Genomic DNA, 18,234 nt, shown 5'->3' on the forward strand with positions numbered 1-18,234 from the left:
ACGTGCAACAGCCCCTCTCCAATTCAGTATTTATACCCCCAGGAATACCGTCCCCGGTAATTGTAGGGATAAATGGTAATGTCGTAATGGGCATTTTCCAGTTCGTGGGTAATCTGGTGCTTGAAGGGCGCCAACGCCATATGGAGCACCTTGAAGGACTTGGACCCCCACATGGCGCCTTCATCGGAAATGTCCACCTTGTATCCGTTTTCGTGGGAATAAGTGCCGGACGCATGGTAGCCCCGTTCCGCCCCGCCGGTGATCACAAAGGTGACTCCATTCCGCCGGGCCAGCTCATTCAGATGGTCCAGGAAGGCCACCGTGGAGGCTTTGAAATGAGCCGTATCCGTAGTACTGTTGCTCCGCCAGGGAGTATCCATCCCCTCGGTGCTGCTCCACTTCCGCAGGTTGCTTTTGCCGAAATCCCGACGCCAGGCATAGGCCTGCTTGGTGGAAATAGGCGTATAGGACAAAGCCTTCCTCCGGTTTTCCATGGTGGAAACCCGGTAGCCCGGATTGCTGGAAACCCTTGCCGATGCAGCAGAAGACGCACGAGCGCCATAGTTAAAAGGCACGGCACGGCGGGCCATACCGGCTGCAGAGGCAGATACGGACACAGTCAGCGAAGAAAAGACAACAGCAGTGAGTACGACTTTATTCATGCGGTCATGCACATCTCCCAACGTTAAGATTCAAAAGCATAAGAAATCTCTTTAATTATACGCGAAAAAGGCAGAAATTTCAAGGGTACCGCCAGAACCGGTATGTGTTAACAAGTTCTCAGTAAAACCTTCATCACAGTATAGTTATTCATCCATGTCCGAAAGTGAAGAGTGCAGAGTGAAGAGCATGGGCCCGTAGAGGCCGCACAACCGGCGACTCGCCAGATGTACGAATCTCTGACCCCAACGATGTAGGGGTTTCGCCGCAGGCAAACCCGTCCCGGCCGCCCAGAGGGCAAAACTTCTATACCCATACACCCGCGAGGGCTCTCCGCCGGGAGAATCGATGTATACCCGCAAAAAGTACCAGCAAGGCCGGAGGCCAAGTCCGCCCTGCAGGGGCGGGGGACCGGGCTTGCCCGGTGGTGGGGGCATGAGGTCCTGAAAGGACCGAATACCTTGACGGGGGTACGGACTCATCGGCTGGGAATGCAGCAACGAAAACTGAAATCATCATATTCCTGCTCCTGCCATACGCTTTCTTGTTGTCTGCCGGTCCTGCGAAGTATCGGCTGTCGCCGATGCCCCCACCACCATCCTTGCGGATGGTCCCCCGCCCCTCACAGGGCGGACTTTGGGTCCGTTCCCATCACCAGTTCAGTACTGCTGGGACCGTAAAATCCATGGAAGACCTTTTCCTATCTATAGTGTTGGTGTCGTGACTTATACTATAAGATGAAGGTCTTTCTTTTTGCAAGTTTATAATGGATTATTCATTTCACCGAGAACTATTTTACACTAAGGTGGCACGTTGTGTGAACAACCCCGGTCACTGGCCGATGGAAAGAACCCGTGGCTGACGGGTTCTTTTGAAAAGAAACGCAGCCCTTTGGGCTGCTAACCCACCACCAGCCTTGCGGCTGGTCCCCCGCCCTTGCAAAGGACGGATAAAATACGCGGGCTCGCGCCCTGGTATTTACAAAAAGCGATGGGCGCCAGCCCCAGCGTATATCCGCCCTTTGCAAGGGCGGGGGACCGTTGCGCTTGCGCAATGGTGGTGGGTTAGCAGCCGCAGGCTGCGTTTCCATTCCTGAAAATCTGACTGCAAATTGATTCTTCGGCCGCTGACCGTTGACAGCTGACGGGACCTGCGGTCTCTGCAGCAGCCCCCTCACACCTGGGCCAGCAGCACCGCCACGAACACCAGCACGCAGCCGGCGATTTCCCGTCCTGTCATCACTTCTCCCAGGAACAGCCAGCCGGAGAGCACGGCGAACACGGATTCCAGGCTCATGATCAGGGTGGCGGTGGTGGGTTCCGTGTATTTCTGGCCGATGATCTGCAGGGTATAGGCCACCCCGCTGGAGAGCCCCGCCGTATAGAAAAGGGGCCACCGGGCCGCCCACAGGGCACTGGCCAATCCCCCTGCCGGCACACTTTCCCACATCCCGGCCCCCAGGGCGGACAAAAGACAGGTCATGGCGAACTGGAGCCAGGCCACCCGCACCCCGCTGGCTCCCTTCCGGAGGAAATGGTCTACAAAAAGGATGTGGAGGGCGAAGAACACCGCACAGCAGAACACCAGGAAATCCCCGAACGAAACGGTGAAATCCCCCTTCACGCACAGGAGATAGAATCCCACCAGAGCCATGGGTACGCACAGCAGCATGATCTTCCGCACCGTCCGGCCCAGGAAGCGCCCCAGGATGGGCACCAGGATAATGTACAGGGCGGTGATGAACCCGGCCTTCCCGGCGGTGGTCTGGGCGATGCCCACCTGCTGGAGGTTGCTGGCGATTCCCATGATCAGCCCGCAGCAAAGGCCCCCTTTCAGGGTCACTCCATCCGGCTTCAGCCGCTGCCACAGGCTTCCCTGGCGTTTTCCCCCAAAGGCCAGCACCACCGGCACCAGCACCCCGGTGGCCAGAAGATTCCGGGCCGCGTTGAAGGTAAAGGGCCCCACATAATCCATGCCCACGCTCTGGGCCACAAAAGCGCTGCCCCAGATCAGGGCCGTCAGCAGCAGCAGCAGATTTCCTTTCATGCGATCCATAGTATTCCCCTTTTCACACATTGTAAGAATAAGGATACCATAAAAAAGGAGCTGTTGCACGTGCAGCAGCTCCTTTTTTGTTGCTTATTTAATGAACCGGACGTTGGGGATAATTTCCTCGTATACTTCTTCGGCCCGTTTCTTGTAGGTCTTCTTGTTTTCTTCGAACAGGTTGCCGCCTTTGGTGTCAACAGCCACGATCAGGGGCCCCAGTTCTTCCACTTCGCTGGTTCACAGGGTTTCCGGCATCCCCAGGTCTTTCCACTGGGCGTCGATGATCTTCTTGAAATGGACGGCGGATACCACGGCACAGCCGGCCGGGAACACACAGAAGATGGTTTTGTACTTCTGGCAGGCATCCATGGTGTCCTGGCCCATGCCCCCTTTGCCCACGATCAGCTTCACGCCGGTCTGGGGAATGAAATCCTTTTCGAATTTTTCCATCCGCATGGAAGTGGTGGGTCCGATGGAAACCATTTCATAGGCGTTTTCCTGGCCTTCAATGGGACGGACAATGGGGCCTGCGTGGAAAATGGCGCCCCCTTCCAGGTCCACCGGCAGCTTCCGGCCTTCTTCGATGAGCCGGCGGTGAGCCACGTCCCGGCAGGTGGTGATCTTGCCGGTCAGATAGACGATGTCCCCGATTTTCAGGTTCTCGATGTCTTCGGATTTAATGGGTGTATGCAGCACAACTTTGTTAGCCATTATAATTCAGCCCCCTTATGAGAAGTGATGGTGTAATGCAGGTCTTTGTCGAAAATGATGTGGCCCCGGCGGTGGTTCCAGCAGCCGATGTTCACAGCCACCCCGATGGCGGACGGATGCCGGGCGGTGTTTTCGATGTGTACACCCAGTACGGAAGCGCTGCCGGTCATGCCCTGAGGCCCCAGACCGATCTTGTTGATGCCTTCTTCCAGGAGTTTTTCCATTTCCGCAGCTCGGGGGTTGGGATTGTGGGAACCCAGAGGACGCATGAGAGCCTTTTTGGACAGGAGAGCGGCGGTTTCCACAGAGGTGGCCACCCCTACCCCCACCAGGAAGGGCGGGCAGGCGTTGGGTCCATAGGTGTACATCCGCTCCAGGACGAACTTGGTGACCCCTTCATACCCTTCCCCGGGCATCAGCACCATGGCGTGGCCCGGCAGGGTGCAGCCGCCCCCGGCCATGTAGGTGTCGATTTCGCAGGTGTCGGAATCGGGCACGATTTCCCAGAACACGGTGGGAGTCCCTTTCCCCACATTCTTGCCGGTGTTGTATTCATCGAAGGTTTCCACGCTGTTGTGGCGCAGGGGGGTGGCGAAGGTGGCCTGTACAGTGGCTTCCTTCAGCAGCCCTTCCAGTTCCCCGATGAGGGGGAAGTTGGTGCCGCATTTCACGAAATACTGGAGCACGCCGGTATCCTGGCAGGAAGGACGGTTCAGTTCCTTGGCCAGCTTCTGGTTCTTGGCGTAGGTTTCATACAGCAGCTTGGCAATGGGCACCGTTTCCTTTTCGGCCAGTTCCTTCAGTTTGGCAGCCACATCATCGGGCAGCACCTTGGCGGTGTAGCCGACGAACTTGGCCATAATGTCGGTCATTTGTTTGACTTGGGCTTCTTTGGACATTTTCATTTCCTCCTTATACTTGAACACACAGGTTGTTTTCTATTCACATGTTCCCGTACCATCAGGGATAGAAGGGGAACAGGATGGGCAGCAGGACAAGAGAGACGATGTAGCCGATGATCACCATGGGAAGGCCGGCCTTCACATAATCGTTGAAGTTGTATCCCCCAGGGGCGAACACCATCATGTTGGCCGGCATCCCGATGGGAGTGGCAAAGGCCAGGGAAGCACCGATGACAGTGGCTACGATCACGGCCTTGGGGTCAGCCCCCATGGCTTCGGAAATGTTCACGCTGATGGGGATCAAAAGGGCCGCCGTGCCGAAGTTGCTCATGAAGTTGGTCATGATGCAGCTGAGCAGTAGGATCACCGTCACCAGCACCAGAGCCCCGATGCAACCGGACAGGTAGAACTTGATGCCGATCTGTTTTTCGAAGATCATGGCGATAATGGTAAGGACCATGACAATCAGGGAAACTTTCTGTTTCCAGGGAGCCACCTGGGAGAAATCCGGAGCCTTGTCATAGATGCTTTCTCCGGCTTTGGCCTGATGGTCCGGCAGGAACTGGTAGCCTACAGTGGCGAAGAACAGGGTGCCGATCAGCAGGATGGGCAGCCCCACATAGCCGTATTCGAAGAAGCTGATATCTTGACCGATGGCTTCCAGGGCGCTTTTCCCCAGCAGGTTACCAGGGGCCCCGATGATGGACAGGTTCCCGCCCATGGCCGCCGCAAAAATCAGAGGCAGCAGCAGCCGGGACCGGGCGAAACCGGATTTGGAGGCGATGCCGATGACCACGGGGATCAGGATGGCCGCCGTACCGGTGTTGGACAAAAAGCCGCTCATGATGCCGGTGACCAGCATCACGGAAACGATCAGCTGCCGTTCGGTTTTGGCAAACCGGGTGACGATGCCCCCTGCCTTGTTGGCCATGCCCGTTTCAAAAAAGGCACCGCCGATGACGAACATGGCCACGAACAGGATCAGGTTGCTGTCCACAAAGCCTGCAAAGGCATCCTTGGGGCTCAGTACCCCGGTAAGGACCAGAACCATCAGGGCGATCATGGACGTAACCGCCAGGGGAAGTTTTTCAGTGACAAACAGGATGATGACCAGTACCAGCAAAGTCAAAGTAATGGCAATGGGTGACATTATGTTTTCTCCTCCTTTGTTCTCCATCAATCCTGCGCGCTTGAATTAATTTTGATATTTGATAATGTATCCATTTCTTGATGATACTATAACCCCATTGGCAGAAAGAGTCAATGGGGTTATGGAATTATCTGATTTTTGACTACAAATTTGGATATAATATCATAAATACAAAATGATTGCTGTCAAAAACAGCACTCATTGGTCAGCGGCCAAAAAAGGGGCGCTCACGCACCCCCGCCCTTCCCCACCTGTTCCCGGTAGTTGGTAAGGATATTGTCCATACTCCGTTTCATGTGTTCGTCCATGAGCTTTTTGGCTCTTTCCGGATCGTGGGCCCGGAGGGCTTCCATCAGCTGCTCGTGTTCGAAGAAGGAGATCTTGGCGTAATCGGTTTCCGTCACCAGGAAACCCAGGGACAGGCCGTTCCACAGGCTGGCCAGGATCTGGGTCAGTTTGGGATTCCCGGCGGCCTCCCACAGGGCCATATGGAAGCTTTCGTTGTAGTGCTTGTATTCGGCATACCGGTGCTGGGCCAGGCACTCCTGCATCCCGGCGTACACCCGCTCCACTTCCCGCAGGTCGCTGCCGGGACGGGCGGCCAGGGCCGCCGCTTCCCGTTCCAGGATCTCCCGGACGGCGAAATGGTCCCGGATGGATTTTTCGTCGATGCCCAGCACCACGGCCCCCTTGTTGGGCCGCAGCTTCACCAGCCCCTGGGTGGCCAGCAGCTGGAGGGCTTCCCGGACCGGGGTGGTGGACACCCCCATGTGCCGGGCGGTCTCTTCCAGGGTCAGGACGCTCCCTTCCGGGATTTCCCGGCGGAGAATAGCCTTCCGGAGATAGGAGGCCACCTGTTCCCGTGCCGGCAGGAGATGAATCTTCCCGATGGTTTCCGGCACCGTTTCCGTCTCCACCCGGTAAGCCGGGGAACCAGCCGCCTTTTCTTCCGGTGCCGGAGCCTCATTTTCCTCAGTCCGGGGCACCTTCCGGTTCTCCAGGATCTCCCGGGCATGGCAAGACACCACCATGTGCCGGTTGCTGAGCCGGGTCACCAGTCCTTCCAGCATCAGGCCCTGGAGGGCCTCCCGGATGGGCATCCGGGACACCCCGTAGGTTTTGGCCAGTTCCACCTGCTTCAGTTCCGTCCCTGGTTCCAGATCACCGGAGGCGATCCGGCTCCGGAGAGACTGGCAGATCAGATCCTGGGTGGATTTCTGCAGGGTCACCATGGCCCTCCCTCCTTTCACCGGTTATTTGTCGTCCATTTTCAGGATGGCCATAAAGGCTTCCTGAGGCAGTTCCACGCTGCCCACCTGCTTCATGCGCTTTTTCCCGGCTTTCTGCTTTTCCAGCAGCTTCCGCTTCCGGGTAATGTCCCCGCCGTAGCATTTGGCCAGCACGTCCTTCCGGAGGGCGCTGACGTTTTCCCGGGCGATGATCTTGCTGCCGATGGCCGCCTGGATGGGGATTTCGAACAGCTGCCGGGGAATCAGCTTCCGGAGCTTTTCCACCAGGGCACGGCCCCAGTACTGGGCCCGGTCCCGATGGACGATGGCGCTGAGAGCATCCACCGGATCCCCGTTCAGGAGGATATCCACCTTCACCATGTCCGAAGGCCGGTAGCCGCTGAGCTCATAGTCCAGGGAAGCATAGCCCCGGGACACGCTTTTCAGCCGGTCGAAATAGTCGAAGATGATTTCCGACAGGGGCAGGGCATAGTGGATCATTACCCGGGTTTCGTCCAGGTAGGTCATGTTCTGGTATTCTCCCCGCTTTTCCTGGGACAGTTCCATCACCGGCCCCACAAAGTCCTTGGGCACGATGATGGTGGCGTTCACGAAAGGTTCCTCCACATGCTCGATCACTGTGGGGTTGGGGAACTGGGAGGGGTTGTCCACCATTTCGATGTCCCCGTTGGTCTTCACCACTTCGTAGATAACGTTGGGGGCGGTGGTGATCAGGCTCAGGCCGTATTCCCGTTCCAGCCGTTCCTTGATCACGTCCATGTGGAGCAGGCCCAGGAACCCGCACCGGAACCCGAAGCCCAGGGCGGAAGAGGTTTCCGGCTCGAAGGTCAGGGAAGCGTCGTTGAGCTGGAGTTTTTCCAGGGCGTCCCGGAGGTTGTCATAGTCGGAGTTCTCGATGGGATACAGGCCGCAGTACACCATGGGGGTAGCCTTCCGGTACCCTGGCAGAGGCTCTTTGGCCGGCCGGTTGTTGTCGGTGATGGTATCCCCCACCCGGGCGTCCTTGACGGTCTTGATGGCTGCCGCCAGGAAACCCACCTGGCCTTCTCCCAGTTCCGGCACGTTGACCATGGCAGGCTTGAACACCCCCACTTCCGTTACGTCATAGACCTTGCCGGTGGCCATGAGACGGATGGACATGCCCTTTTTCAGGCAGCCGTTCACCACCCGCACATACAGCATGACCCCTTTGTAGGCGTCGAACTTGGAATCGAAGATCAAGGCCTGGAGAGGAGATTCCGGGTCCCCTTTGGGGGCCGGCACCCGGTTCACCACCGCTTCCAGCACCTGGTCCACTCCCAGGCCGGTTTTGGCGGAGCACAGGACACAGTCACTTTTGTCGATGCCCAGGATGTCCTCGATTTCCTTTTCCACCCGGGGCACGTCGGCGCTGGGCAGGTCGATTTTGTTGATCACCGGGATGATCTCCAGATCGTGGTCCATGGCCAGGTACACATTGGCCAGGGTCTGGGCCTCGATGCCCTGGGTGGCGTCGATGACCAGGAGCGCCCCCTCACAGGCCGCCAGGGCCCGGGAAACTTCATAGGTAAAGTCCACATGCCCCGGGGTGTCGATCAGGTTCAGGATGTAGTCGTTCCCGTCCTTGGCCTTGTAGTCCAGCTGGACTGCCTGGTCCTTGATGGTGATGCCCCGTTCCCGTTCCAGGCTCATGGAGTCCAGGATCTGGTCCTCCATTTCCCGTTTGGACAGGGTCCCGGTCATTTCAATAAGCCGGTCGGCCAGGGTGGATTTGCCGTGGTCGATATGGGCGATAATGGAAAAATTTCGAATATGATCACGTTTTGCCATGGATTCTCTCACTTTCTGTCAACGCCTGAAAAACAGGCGGAGATGTTTCAATACTTTATTATACCATGTATGGGGAGGCCCTTCCACACGCAACAAAAAAGGCCGGCAACCGAAGTTGTCAGCCTTCCTGCTGTTCAGCCTTATTTTACTGCGTTGACTTTCTTAGCTAAACGGGATTTCTTGCGGGCTGCGGCTTTTTTGTTCACCGTGCCTTTCCGAGCAGCTTTATCTAATAAGCTCGCTGCTACTTTCAAAGTGGCCTGGGCCTCTTCTTTGGATCCTGCAGCAGCAAAAGCTTCAACCTTGCGTGCGGTGCTGCGGATTTCAGCTTTCACCGGGCCATTGGCAGCGCGCCGTTCGGCATCAGTCTTGACACTACGAATGGAAGACTTAATATTCGGCATGTTCTCACCTCCACCAATAAGCTTTACCAAAATATAATATCATGGATGCTCCCTTTGTGCAAGGGATTTTTCCATTTATTTCTCAATCTTTCTGTTCAGCCCTTCCGGCCGACGGATTCTTCCTCCATGGCCAAAAGGCTCTGGGCATTCCGGGCGTCCTTCCGGAGCTGTTCCTGGAGCCGGTCCAGGTCAGGGAATTTTTCTTCTCCCCGGAGCCGGGCCACCAGCTGGACCAGCACCTCCCGGCCGTAGAGATCCCCTTCGAACCGGAACAGATGGGCTTCCAGGCGGGCTTCCTGGTTGGCAAAGGTGGGATTGTCCCCCACGTTCACCATGGCGTCATACCATTGCCCTGCCACCAGTACCCGGCCGGCGTACACCCCGAAGGCAGGCACGGCAAAATGCTGGCCCAGGATCTTCAGGTTGGCCGTAGGGAACCCCAGCAGCCGTCCCCGGTGATCTCCGGGCACCACCTGGCCCCGGATGGCATAAGGCCGTCCCAGCATCTGGGCCGCCAGCTCCACCCGGCCTTCGGCGATGGCCTTCCGGATGTTGGTGCTGCTCACCACCAGCCCGTCCTGCTTCAGCAGAGGCCGGGACAGGATGGTGAGCCCGAACCGGCTGTGTTCCGTCTTCAAAAGGCGGACGTTTCCCTTGCCTCCGGCACCGAAGCTGAAATTGTCCCCGATGCCCACAGCCTTCACCCCGCAGTCCACCAGCATCTGGAGGAACGCGTCGGCACTCATGGCCGCCAGTTCCTGGGTAAAGGGTATGTTCACCAGGATGTCCACCCCCAGTTCCACCATGAGCTTTTCCTTGGCGGTGTTGTCCAACAGCCGGGGCGGTTCCAGCTCCGGCTTCAGGCTGGCCAGGGGATGGGTGCTGAAGGTAAAGACCATCAGCTGGAGATGGTGCTCCCGGGCATAGAGCCGGGTGGTCCCGATCACCTCCTGGTGGCCCCGGTGGACCCCGTCAAAGGTCCCCAGTGCCGCCGCAGAAGGCAGCAGATGGGCGCTGTGCAGTTCATCCAGCGATGTAATCAGTTTCATGGTCTATCTTCCGTCCTTGTTTCCACGTCAGGGATGTGGATGATCTTGTGGGGCCGGAGCCGGCCGTCCACAGCTTTGGCCAGGCCCACCAGGAGCCCCTCCCGGGTCCACAGCTGGTACAGGGTACCGTCCTGGATCCCGGGCAGGGTGGTGGCCACCCCCTGGGCGATCCGCCGGCCCTGGAGGTTGTTCACCACCAGTTTGGGGAAAGACGCCAGTACCGTCTCCACCCCGGTGCAGCACCCTTCCGGGTCGGCGGCGATCTCTTCCAGGGTATGGGACTCTTCCAGGGTAAACACCCCGGCCTTCCGCCGGAGCAGGAAGCTCATGGTCCCCTTCATCCCCAGCTTTTCCGCCAGATCCTCACAGAGGGTCCGGATGAAGGTGCCCTTGGAACAGGTCACGTCGAACACCAGGGTGTCCCCGGTATAGTCCACCTTTTCCAGTTCATAGAGGGTAATGGGCCGGGGCTCCCGCTTCACTTCGATGCCCTGCCGGGCCAGCTTGTACAGCTTGGTGCCCCCTACGCTGATGGCGGAATACATGGGCGGGATCTGGGTCCCCTCTCCCCGGAAGGAAGCCAGGGCTGCTTCGATTTCCTCATCCGTCAGCGGACGCACGGGACTTTGGGCAATGACCTTCCCTTCCGTATCCCCGGTATCGGTCTGGAACCCGAAGGTCAGTTCCGCCCGGTAGCTTTTTTCCTCATGGGCCGCATATTCCAGGAACCGGGTGGCAATGCCGGTAAACACCGGCAGTACCCCGGCAGCCAGAGGATCCAGGGTGCCCCCGTGGCCGATTTTCTTCATGTTGAGGATTTTCCGCAGGGCCCCCACCACATCATGGCTGGTCATGCCCGGTGGTTTGAGTACGTTGAAAATCCCGTCCATCACAGTTCCTCCAGGGCCTTTTCCAGGGCTTCCAGGAGAGCCTTCTTGGCTTCTTCCAGAGGCAGCCCGATGGTGCAGCCGGCGGCTTTGGGGTGTCCCCCGCCGTTGAAGGCCACCGCCACCTTGCTCACATCCACCTGTTTGGACCGCATGCTCACCCGGGTGGACCGGGGTTCCACCTGCTTGAACAGCACCGCCACATCCACCCCGGCAATGTACCGGGGATGGTAGATGAAGCTTTCGGTGGAAACGGTCTTGTCATAAAGGGCCAGGGGCACCTCCAGGGTGGCAATCTTCCCTCCTGCATAGAAGCTCAGGCTGGGCAGTACCTTGGCCAGCAGCTCCACGGAATTCCGGGCCTTCAGTTCCAGCTGGTCGGAAATCTCGTTGGGCTTCACCCCCAGGGCCAAAAGGTCCGCCCCCACCCGCATGCAGCGGGGGGTGGTGTTGGCGTACTTGAAATAGCCGCAGTCGGTGACAATGGCCGTGTACAAGTCCGTGGCCAGTTCCTGGTCCACAGGCACCCCGTTCTCTTCCAGCATCAGATACATGATCTCCCCGGTGGCCGCCGCCTGGTCATCCAGCAGCAGATAATCCGCATACCGGGTGTTGGACACGTGATGGTCGATGTTCAGGATCGGCGCGGAAAGGCATTCTTCCGCCTCCCCCATCCGGTCCTTGGAAGAAGCATCCACCACCACCGTCAGATCGCAATGGATCTTCTCCCCCTGTTTGGGCTGTTCATAGGCATCCAGCCCGGGCAGGAACTGGTACACCGCCGGCAGGATATCATCCACCAGCAGCCGCACCTTTTTCCCCGCCTGGCGCAGGGCCCGGGCCAGGCCCAGGGTGGAGCCCAGGGTATCCCCGTCAGGCCCCACATGGCTCACCAGCACCAGGTCCTGGACGCTCATGAGCAGCTGCCAGGTTTCTTTCAGATCCAGTGCCTTACTCATGATGCTCTTCTTTCTTCAGCTCATGAAGGATGGATTCAATATGGGCGCTGTATTCCATGGAAGTATCCTTGTGGAAACTGAGCACCGGAGCCACCCGCAGATCGATCCGCCGGGCGATTTCCCGACGGAAGAAGCCCAGGGCGGACTGGAGGCCCTTCCAGGCTGCCGCCTGCTGTTCCTCGCTGCCGTAGAGGCTTACATAGATCTTGGCGTAGCTCAGGTCGTTGCTCACTTCCACGCCGGTAATGGTAACGAACTTCACCCGGGGATCCTTTACGTCCCGGATCAGCATGTTGCTCATTTCCTGCTTGATCAGCGCCTGGAGTTTTTCCGCACGAAGTTTGGACATGGTCCCTCCTTATTCTGCCGCCACTTCTTCCATGGTGTAGACTTCCAGCTGGTCGCCCACCTTGATATCCCGGTAGTCGGCCAGGGTCAGCCCGCATTCGAAGTTGGCCGCCACTTCCTTCACATCGTCCTTGAACCGGCGCAGGGAATCCAGTTCCCCTTCGTGGATCACGATGCCGTCCCGGACCAGCCGCACTTTGGCAGACCGGGTGATCTTCCCGTCCTTCACATAGGCACCGGCAATCAGCATCTTGTTGATGGGGATCACCTGCCGGATTTCCACATGGCCGATGATCTTTTCCTTGAATTTGGGAGCCAGCATCCCCTTGATGGCGGCTTCCACATCGTTCAGGGCATCGTAGATGACCCGGTAGGTGCGGATGTCCACCTTTTCCTGTTCGGCGGTCTTCCGGGCATTGGCATCCGGACGGACGTTGAAGCCGATGATCAGGGCGTTGGCGGCGGAAGCCAGCATCACGTCGGATTCGTTGATGGCCCCTACCCCGGAATGGACGATGACCACTTTCACTTCATCGTTCTTGATCTTGGTGAGTGCCTGTTCCAGGGCCTGGATGGTGCCCTGTACGTCGGCCTTCACCACAATGTTCAGGTCCTTCAGTTCCCCTTCCTGGATCCGGTTGAAAATATCGTCCAGGGAAACCTTGGCCTTCTTCTGTTCTTCCATCTTCTGCTTGGCCAGGCGTTTTTCCGCCACGGTCCGGGCCACATGTTCGTCACAGGCGTCCATGATGTCCCCGGCTTCCGGCACGTCATTGAGCCCAAGCACTTCCACAGGGGTGGAAGGCAGCGCCTTCTTCACCTTTTCGCCCCGGTCGTTGACCATGGCACGGACCTTCCCGTAGCAGGTGCCGGCCAGGATGGAATCCCCGATGTGCAGGGTCCCCCGGTCGATGAGCACGGAGGCCACAGGCCCTCTGCCCTTGTCCAGTTTGGCTTCGATGATGGTGCCGTGGGCAGGCAGGTTGGGGTTGGCTTTCAGATCCTGCATTTCAGCCACCAGCAGGATCATTTCCAGCAGGTCGGAGATACCGGTCTTCTGCCGGGCAGATACGGGAACCATGATGGTGTCCCCGCCCCAGGCTTCCGGGATCAGTCCGTGTTCGGACAGCTGCTGCATGACAAAGTCCGGGTTGGCCCCTTCCTTGTCGATTTTGTTGATGGCCACGATAATAGGCACCTTGGCGGCCTTGGCATGGTTGATGGCTTCGATGGTCTGAGGCATTACCCCGTCGTCAGCGGCCACCACCAGCACGGCGATATCCGTCACCTGGGCCCCCCGGGCACGCATGGCGGTAAAGGCTTCGTGGCCGGGAGTATCCAGGAACACAATGGGCTTGCCCTGGCACACCACCCGGTAAGCACCGATGTGCTGGGTGATCCCGCCGGCTTCCCGGGCGGTTACGTTGGTTTTCCGGATGGCATCCAGAAGGGAGGTCTTGCCGTGGTCCACGTGGCCCATAACCGTCACCACAGGAGGACGGGGCACCCGCAGAACCGGGTCGTCTTCCACTTCCGGCACTTCCGTGGGATCCGCTTCAGGAGGCGGTTCCTTGATTTCGCAGTTGAAGTCCATGCCCACCAGTTCAGCGGTTTCATGGTCGATTTCCTGGTTGATGGTGACCATCTTGCCCAGCATGAACAGCTTTTTGATCACTTCGTTCACGTCCCGGCACAGGAGCTTGGCGAAATCCTTCACGCTGATGCTTTCTCCCACTTCCACGCTGGTGGGACGGACCACTTCGGTCTTTCTGGCAGGAGCAGCGTTCCGGTTGTTGTTATTGTTGTTTTTGTGTTTATGGTTTTTCATCATATGATCAGCACTGCGGGTAGGACGGTCCTCCCGGGTGGCGTAAGAGCCCTTGATTTTCTCCCGTTTTTCCTGATGGTTGTGGCTGCCGTTCCGTTTGCCCATATCCTTGCCGGCATGGGCGCTGTTGCCGTTGATGGGGGCACCGGCTTTCCCGCCCCGGTTGTTCTGGGGCTTGTTCCGGTTGTTGTTCCCATTGTTTCCGTTCCGGTTCTGGCCGTTGTTCCGGTCGTTGTGGCTGAACCGGCTGTTCCCGCTGCCGTTCCCGTTCCGGTTCTGGCCATTCTGGGGACGGTCGTTCCGGCGGCCGTTGTCCCGGTTCTGGTTCTGGCCGTTCTGGGGACGGTCGTTTCTCCGGTCGTTCCGGTTCTGACCATGGTTCCGGTCGTTGGACCGGTTTTCCGGACGACTGTCGTTTCTCCGGTCATTCCGGTCGTTCCGGCCTTCCGGACGCTGGCTGTTCCGGTTCTGTTCCTTCTGCTGGGCCTGGGCCGCATGATGGGCCTGGATGGCCGCTTTGCCCACCGCCACATCGCTCTTTACCTGGGCCACTTTGGCCGCTACCGGAGCCGCTGCCTGGGTCACTTTTTCCTGGACCTTCTGGGCAGCCGCCTTCACGGCACCCTGGTTGTTCTTCAGGCCCTTGACGATCATGTCCCGGACCCCGGCTTCCACCGTGCTCATGTGGTTCTTCACCGTGATTTTATGGTCAGCCAGGAACCCCAGTACCTTTTTGTTGTCCAGGTTCAATTCTTTGGCGATCTCATAGATTCTGTATTTTGTCATCCGCACACCTCCATAGTCAAAAGCCCATCATCTTCCGGAAGTTGTCATCCATCAGGACCACAGCCGCCCGGGGCGCTTTTCCGATGGCGGCACCCAGCCGGGCACGGTCCAGGATCTTCCCGTAAGGGATCTTCCCGGCATCGCACCAGCGCTGGATCTTCTCCACCGTACGGGGCGAGGCATCAGCGGCAATCAGCACGTAACGGGCACGGCCTTTTTTCAGCGTGTCCCATACGCCCTGATCGCCGGATGCCAGCTTCCCGGCCTTCTGCGCCAGACTCAGGGCAAAGCAGAGCTGTTCATCCGTTTTCATGGGTGAGCTCCGCCAGCAATGCTTCCTTCGTTTCCGGAGAAACCTTCACCTGCAGGGCTCTTTCCAGGGCTTTGCTCTGGAAGGCCTTTTCGATGCAGGAAGCCTGGGGGCACACATAGGCACCCCGGCCCGGTTTCTTCCCGGAACGGTCCAGGCTCACGGCTCCTTCCGGAGACCGGACGATCCGGACCATTTCCTTCTTATTGTGGATTTCCCCGCAGCCGATGCAGGTCCGCTGGGGAATCTTCTTTACTTTCATGCGTCCTCACCACTTTCCTCAGGGGCTTCCTGAGCCTGGGCAGCTTCTGCACCAGCCGCCTGGGATTCGCTCTTGATGTCGATCTTCCAGCCGGTGAGTTTGGCGGCCAGACGGGCGTTCTGCCCTTCCTTGCCGATGGCCAGGGACAGCTGGTAGTCAGGGACCACCACCCGGCAGATCTTTTCATCCTTGTCCGCCCGGGCGGAAACCACCTTGGAGGGGGACAGGGCGTTGGCCACATATTCTTCCGGATCTTCACTGTATTTCACAATGTCGATTTTTTCTCCCCGGAGTTCGTCCACAATGGCCCGTACCCGCATGCCCTTGGGTCCCACACAGGCCCCTACCGGATCCACGCTGGGATTGGTGCTGTGGACGGCGATCTTGCTGCGCATCCCCGGTTCCCGGGCCACACTGTCGATGACCACGGTGCCATCCTGGATTTCGGACACTTCCAGTTCGAACAGCCGCTTCAGGAGGCCGGGATGGGTCCGGGACAGGATGATCTGGGGACCCTTGGTGGTCTTCTTCACTTCCACCACATAGCATTTCAGCCGCTGATGGTAGTCGTAGGTTTCATGAGGGATCTGTTCGTTGGGCAGCAGCAGGCCTTCCGCCGTGCCCAGGTCGATGAACACATTGTGGCCTTCGATCCGCTGGACGGTACCGGTGACAATGTCGTTTTCCCGGTCAGAATACCGTTCGTACACCATCCCCCGTTCCGCTTCCCGGATCCGCTGGACGATCACCTGCTTGGCGTTCTGGGCGGCGATCCGGCCGAAGTTCTTGGGGGTCACTTCCGTTTCCAGGATATCCCCGGCCTGGTAGTGGGGATTCAGCTTCTGGGCGTCTTCCAGGCTGATTTCCGTAGTGGGATCCGTGACTTCCTCCACAATGTTCTTCCGGGCATAGACATGGATCTCCCCGGTTTCTTTATGCATGGAAACCCGTACATTCTGGGCAGAACCGTAGTTTTTCTTGTAAGCGGTAATCAGGGCTTCCTCCACTGCACTGTACAGTACGTCGGGAGAAATGCTTTTCTCCTTGGCCAGGAGCGCAATGGCTTTCACGAAATCCGCATTCACTTCAAAATTCCTCCTTAACAGTTGTATCCTTTAAAAATCGATATGGGGCCGGACCGAAGCGATCAGCTTCCGGTCGATGGCCAGTTCTTTCTTTTTGGCGTCTTCCAGCACCAGCTTTTCGGCGTCGTGGCTTTTCAGCACCGCCGTCAGCTGCTTCTTCCCTTCATAAGGAGCAAAGAAGGCCAGGTCCACTTTCTTGCCATAGTGGGCTTCCAGGTCCTTGTCCTTTTTCAGGGGCCGGTCGATCCCCGGAGAAGAGACTTCCAGGTAGTACTTCTCCTTGATGAAGTCCTCCTCGTCCAGCTTCTTGGCCAGAGCATTGCTGACCGCCGAGCAGTCATCGATGTCGATGCCGCCCTCTTTGTCGATGAAGACCCGCAGGAACCAGTCCCGTTCCCGCACGTACTCCACATCCACCAGTTCCAGACCGGCCGCCTCCACAATAGGAGAGACCAGTTCCGTAACCCGTTCGGTGATTTTCTTTTTGTCCATTCAGGCACCTCTGCTTTTTTCTTCCTAGTAAACGAAAGAGCGGGTATCAAATACCCACTCTCTAAGGTCTGCCTCAGTTTTCTTATTTATTATAGCACCCCACGGGGAAAATGGCAACAAGCCCGATGAAACCGGGTATGTGTCAACGGTCGGCGGCCCTCCGGGCAACCCCCTTCCCTGCACACAAGAAGGCCCCAGATGCGCGAAAACACCCCACCTTTCGACCTTTTCCCTGGGCGTCAGAGTGGGTCAGATGCGCGAAAGGCGGAATTTGGAAGTTGGGCATAGTACAAAGTGGTACATGCCCGGCTTCCAAATTCCGCCTGACAAAGCAGATGGCCCGCTATGGCGCCCAGGGGTTATGCGTCAGCCCCACAAAGCCAATCCAGCTATAACCCCCACCATCATCCCCGCCCCCACATCAGTGGGATAGTGCACTCCGGCCAGCACCCGCACCAGGGCACTGATAAGGCTCACCAGGAGGAAAGCTGCCCCCACCGGCGGGTGAAAGTACAGATACGTCATGGCGATGATGGTGGAGGAAAACACATGGCGGCTGGGGAAGGATTCCCCCTGTTTGTTCCGGGGGATCAGGGGGGTAATGGGCCAGGCCTCATAGGGCCGGGGCCGGTTGATCCTGCTGCGGACCAGGGTAAGGAGCAGGAAAGAAATGGCCGGGATCCAGAAGGCCTTCCGGAGGCCGGGGCTGGCCATTCCCCCCTGGGTATAGAGCTGCCACAGGAGCAGAGGATAGGCGATGTACATCAGCACCACCAGAGCCCCGTTCAGAAGAAAAAGCCCCCGGACAGCCCAGGGCCGGCCCCGGAAAGGCCGGGTCAGCCGGGCATAGGTACGGTCATAATGGCGTTCGAAGTGCATGGGGATTCCTTTCTGTAAAAAAGGAGCTGTTGCGCATGCAACAGCTCCTTTTACTTCATTTGGAGGCGACGCCCAGAATCGAACTGGGGATAAAGGTTTTGCAGACCTCTGCCTTACCGCTTGGCTACGTCGCCATAAAAAATTGGAGCGGAAAACGAGATTCGAACTCGCGACCCCCACCTTGGCAAGGTGATGCTCTACCACTGAGCTACTTCCGCTTGAAGAAATGGTGCCTCAGCGCAGAATCGAACTGCGGACACAAGGATTTTCAGTCCTTTGCTCTACCAACTGAGCTACCGAGGCATTGGCGACCCAGGACGGACTCGAACCGACGATCTCCGCCGTGACAGGGCGGCATTCTAACCAACTGAACTACTGGGCCGTTGCGGCGTCTTCTTCAAGCGCCGACTTGTA

17 protein-coding genes, 4 tRNA genes and 2 pseudogenes are annotated in these 18,234 nt (G+C 58.1%); all 23 read right to left on the bottom strand.

Translation table 11 applies throughout. The features are described from left to right. Positions 1-23: 23 nt before the first annotated feature. A complete protein-coding gene (locus FX155_RS04495; protein ID WP_229778430.1) occupies positions 24-662 on the bottom strand; it encodes a hypothetical protein in 639 nt (212 codons plus the stop codon). Between the two features lie 1,171 nt (positions 663-1,833). Beyond that, positions 1,834-2,715: a DMT family transporter gene (locus tag FX155_RS04500; RefSeq protein ID WP_154487890.1), complete on the bottom strand. Its 882-nt coding sequence runs from the start codon at positions 2,713-2,715 to the stop codon at positions 1,834-1,836. A gap of 84 nt (positions 2,716-2,799) precedes the next feature. Continuing rightward, positions 2,800-3,420, bottom strand: a pseudogene (gene ttdB / locus FX155_RS04505) (L(+)-tartrate dehydratase subunit beta). Further along, entirely contained in the window at positions 3,420-4,319 is a 900-nt protein-coding gene (gene ttdA / locus FX155_RS04510) for a L(+)-tartrate dehydratase subunit alpha (protein ID WP_022487832.1), read from the bottom strand. Before ttdA ends, ttdB begins: the two are co-directional and overlap by 1 nt. Before the next feature lie 61 nt (positions 4,320-4,380). Beyond that, the gene (locus FX155_RS04515) at positions 4,381-5,472 is read right to left on the bottom strand and encodes an SLC13 family permease (protein ID WP_022487831.1); all 1,092 of its coding nucleotides are present in this window, start codon (positions 5,470-5,472) and stop codon (positions 4,381-4,383) included. A 227-nt stretch (positions 5,473-5,699) separates the two neighbouring features. Further along, a complete protein-coding gene (locus FX155_RS04520; protein WP_368509238.1) occupies positions 5,700-6,374 on the bottom strand; it encodes a GntR family transcriptional regulator in 675 nt (224 codons plus the stop codon). A 144-nt stretch (positions 6,375-6,518) separates the two neighbouring features. Then, positions 6,519-6,704: pseudogene (locus FX155_RS11730) on the bottom strand (GntR family transcriptional regulator); the annotation flags it as partial. Between the two features lie 21 nt (positions 6,705-6,725). Further along, positions 6,726-8,531, bottom strand: coding sequence for a translation elongation factor 4 (gene lepA / locus FX155_RS04525; RefSeq protein WP_022487829.1), 1,806 nt, complete (start codon positions 8,529-8,531; stop codon positions 6,726-6,728). Positions 8,532-8,671: 140 nt separating this feature from the next. Continuing rightward, positions 8,672-8,935 carry a 30S ribosomal protein S20 gene (gene rpsT, locus FX155_RS04530; protein ID WP_012938698.1) on the bottom strand — a complete coding sequence of 88 codons (264 nt, stop codon included), beginning with the start codon at positions 8,933-8,935 and terminating at the stop codon, positions 8,672-8,674. 95 nt (positions 8,936-9,030) lie between these two features. Beyond that, positions 9,031-9,984, bottom strand: coding sequence for a bifunctional riboflavin kinase/FAD synthetase (locus FX155_RS04535; protein ID WP_022487828.1), 954 nt, complete (start codon positions 9,982-9,984; stop codon positions 9,031-9,033). Beyond that, positions 9,981-10,874, bottom strand: a complete 894-nt coding sequence (gene truB, locus FX155_RS04540) for a tRNA pseudouridine(55) synthase TruB (protein WP_022487827.1) — start codon at positions 10,872-10,874, stop codon at positions 9,981-9,983. The genes FX155_RS04535 and truB overlap by 4 nt, the downstream gene beginning before the upstream one ends. Beyond that, positions 10,874-11,830 carry a DHH family phosphoesterase gene (locus FX155_RS04545; protein WP_022487826.1) on the bottom strand — a complete coding sequence of 319 codons (957 nt, stop codon included), beginning with the start codon at positions 11,828-11,830 and terminating at the stop codon, positions 10,874-10,876. Before FX155_RS04545 ends, truB begins: the two co-directional genes overlap by 1 nt. Next, positions 11,823-12,179 (bottom strand): 30S ribosome-binding factor RbfA, encoded by a 357-nt coding sequence (gene rbfA, locus FX155_RS04550; protein ID WP_022487825.1) that lies wholly within the window; start codon positions 12,177-12,179, stop codon positions 11,823-11,825. Before rbfA ends, FX155_RS04545 begins: the two co-directional genes overlap by 8 nt. Before the next feature lie 9 nt (positions 12,180-12,188). Further along, positions 12,189-14,792 carry a translation initiation factor IF-2 gene (infB, locus tag FX155_RS04555; protein WP_154487892.1) on the bottom strand — a complete coding sequence of 868 codons (2,604 nt, stop codon included), beginning with the start codon at positions 14,790-14,792 and terminating at the stop codon, positions 12,189-12,191. 16 nt (positions 14,793-14,808) lie between these two features. Continuing rightward, positions 14,809-15,105, bottom strand: a complete 297-nt coding sequence (locus FX155_RS04560; protein ID WP_022487823.1) for a L7Ae/L30e/S12e/Gadd45 family ribosomal protein — start codon at positions 15,103-15,105, stop codon at positions 14,809-14,811. Further along, positions 15,092-15,364, bottom strand: a complete 273-nt coding sequence (gene rnpM / locus FX155_RS04565; RefSeq protein ID WP_022487822.1) for an RNase P modulator RnpM — start codon at positions 15,362-15,364, stop codon at positions 15,092-15,094. The genes FX155_RS04560 and rnpM overlap by 14 nt, the downstream gene beginning before the upstream one ends. Continuing rightward, complete coding sequence (gene nusA / locus FX155_RS04570; protein ID WP_022487821.1) at positions 15,361-16,449, bottom strand: transcription termination factor NusA; 1,089 nt, start codon at positions 16,447-16,449, stop codon at positions 15,361-15,363. Before nusA ends, rnpM begins: the two co-directional genes overlap by 4 nt. Before the next feature lie 30 nt (positions 16,450-16,479). After that, positions 16,480-16,941 (bottom strand): ribosome maturation factor RimP, encoded by a 462-nt coding sequence (rimP, locus tag FX155_RS04575; protein WP_022487820.1) that lies wholly within the window; start codon positions 16,939-16,941, stop codon positions 16,480-16,482. 366 nt (positions 16,942-17,307) lie between these two features. Beyond that, entirely contained in the window at positions 17,308-17,820 is a 513-nt protein-coding gene (locus FX155_RS04580) for a phosphatase PAP2 family protein (protein WP_154487894.1), read from the bottom strand. Between the two features lie 60 nt (positions 17,821-17,880). Further along, positions 17,881-17,954 (bottom strand) — tRNA-Cys (locus FX155_RS04585). A gap of 9 nt (positions 17,955-17,963) precedes the next feature. Then, positions 17,964-18,038 (bottom strand) — tRNA-Gly (locus tag FX155_RS04590). A gap of 9 nt (positions 18,039-18,047) precedes the next feature. Further along, a tRNA-Phe gene (locus FX155_RS04595) sits at positions 18,048-18,123 on the bottom strand. 2 nt (positions 18,124-18,125) lie between these two features. Beyond that, positions 18,126-18,202: transfer RNA gene (locus FX155_RS04600), tRNA-Asp, on the bottom strand. Positions 18,203-18,234 lie beyond the last annotated feature (32 nt).

Source organism: Acidaminococcus fermentans (assembly GCF_009696675.1).
Classification (GTDB): domain Bacteria; phylum Bacillota; class Negativicutes; order Acidaminococcales; family Acidaminococcaceae; genus Acidaminococcus.

Coding starts and splice junctions, on each gene's coding strand:
- FX155_RS04495 (WP_229778430.1), bottom strand. CDS start 662: ATGAATAAAGTCGTACTCACTGCTGTTGTCTTTTCTTCGCTGACTGTG.
- FX155_RS04500 (WP_154487890.1), bottom strand. CDS start 2,715: ATGGATCGCATGAAAGGAAATCTGCTGCTGCTGCTGACGGCCCTGATC.
- ttdA (WP_022487832.1), bottom strand. CDS start 4,319: ATGTCCAAAGAAGCCCAAGTCAAACAAATGACCGACATTATGGCCAAG.
- FX155_RS04515 (WP_022487831.1), bottom strand. CDS start 5,472: ATGTCACCCATTGCCATTACTTTGACTTTGCTGGTACTGGTCATCATC.
- lepA (WP_022487829.1), bottom strand. CDS start 8,531: ATGGCAAAACGTGATCATATTCGAAATTTTTCCATTATCGCCCATATC.
- rpsT (WP_012938698.1), bottom strand. CDS start 8,935: ATGCCGAATATTAAGTCTTCCATTCGTAGTGTCAAGACTGATGCCGAA.
- FX155_RS04535 (WP_022487828.1), bottom strand. CDS start 9,984: ATGAAACTGATTACATCGCTGGATGAACTGCACAGCGCCCATCTGCTG.
- truB (WP_022487827.1), bottom strand. CDS start 10,874: ATGGACGGGATTTTCAACGTACTCAAACCACCGGGCATGACCAGCCAT.
- FX155_RS04545 (WP_022487826.1), bottom strand. CDS start 11,830: ATGAGTAAGGCACTGGATCTGAAAGAAACCTGGCAGCTGCTCATGAGC.
- rbfA (WP_022487825.1), bottom strand. CDS start 12,179: ATGTCCAAACTTCGTGCGGAAAAACTCCAGGCGCTGATCAAGCAGGAA.
- infB (WP_154487892.1), bottom strand. CDS start 14,792: ATGACAAAATACAGAATCTATGAGATCGCCAAAGAATTGAACCTGGAC.
- FX155_RS04560 (WP_022487823.1), bottom strand. CDS start 15,105: ATGAAAACGGATGAACAGCTCTGCTTTGCCCTGAGTCTGGCGCAGAAG.
- rnpM (WP_022487822.1), bottom strand. CDS start 15,364: ATGAAAGTAAAGAAGATTCCCCAGCGGACCTGCATCGGCTGCGGGGAA.
- rimP (WP_022487820.1), bottom strand. CDS start 16,941: ATGGACAAAAAGAAAATCACCGAACGGGTTACGGAACTGGTCTCTCCT.
- FX155_RS04580 (WP_154487894.1), bottom strand. CDS start 17,820: ATGCACTTCGAACGCCATTATGACCGTACCTATGCCCGGCTGACCCGG.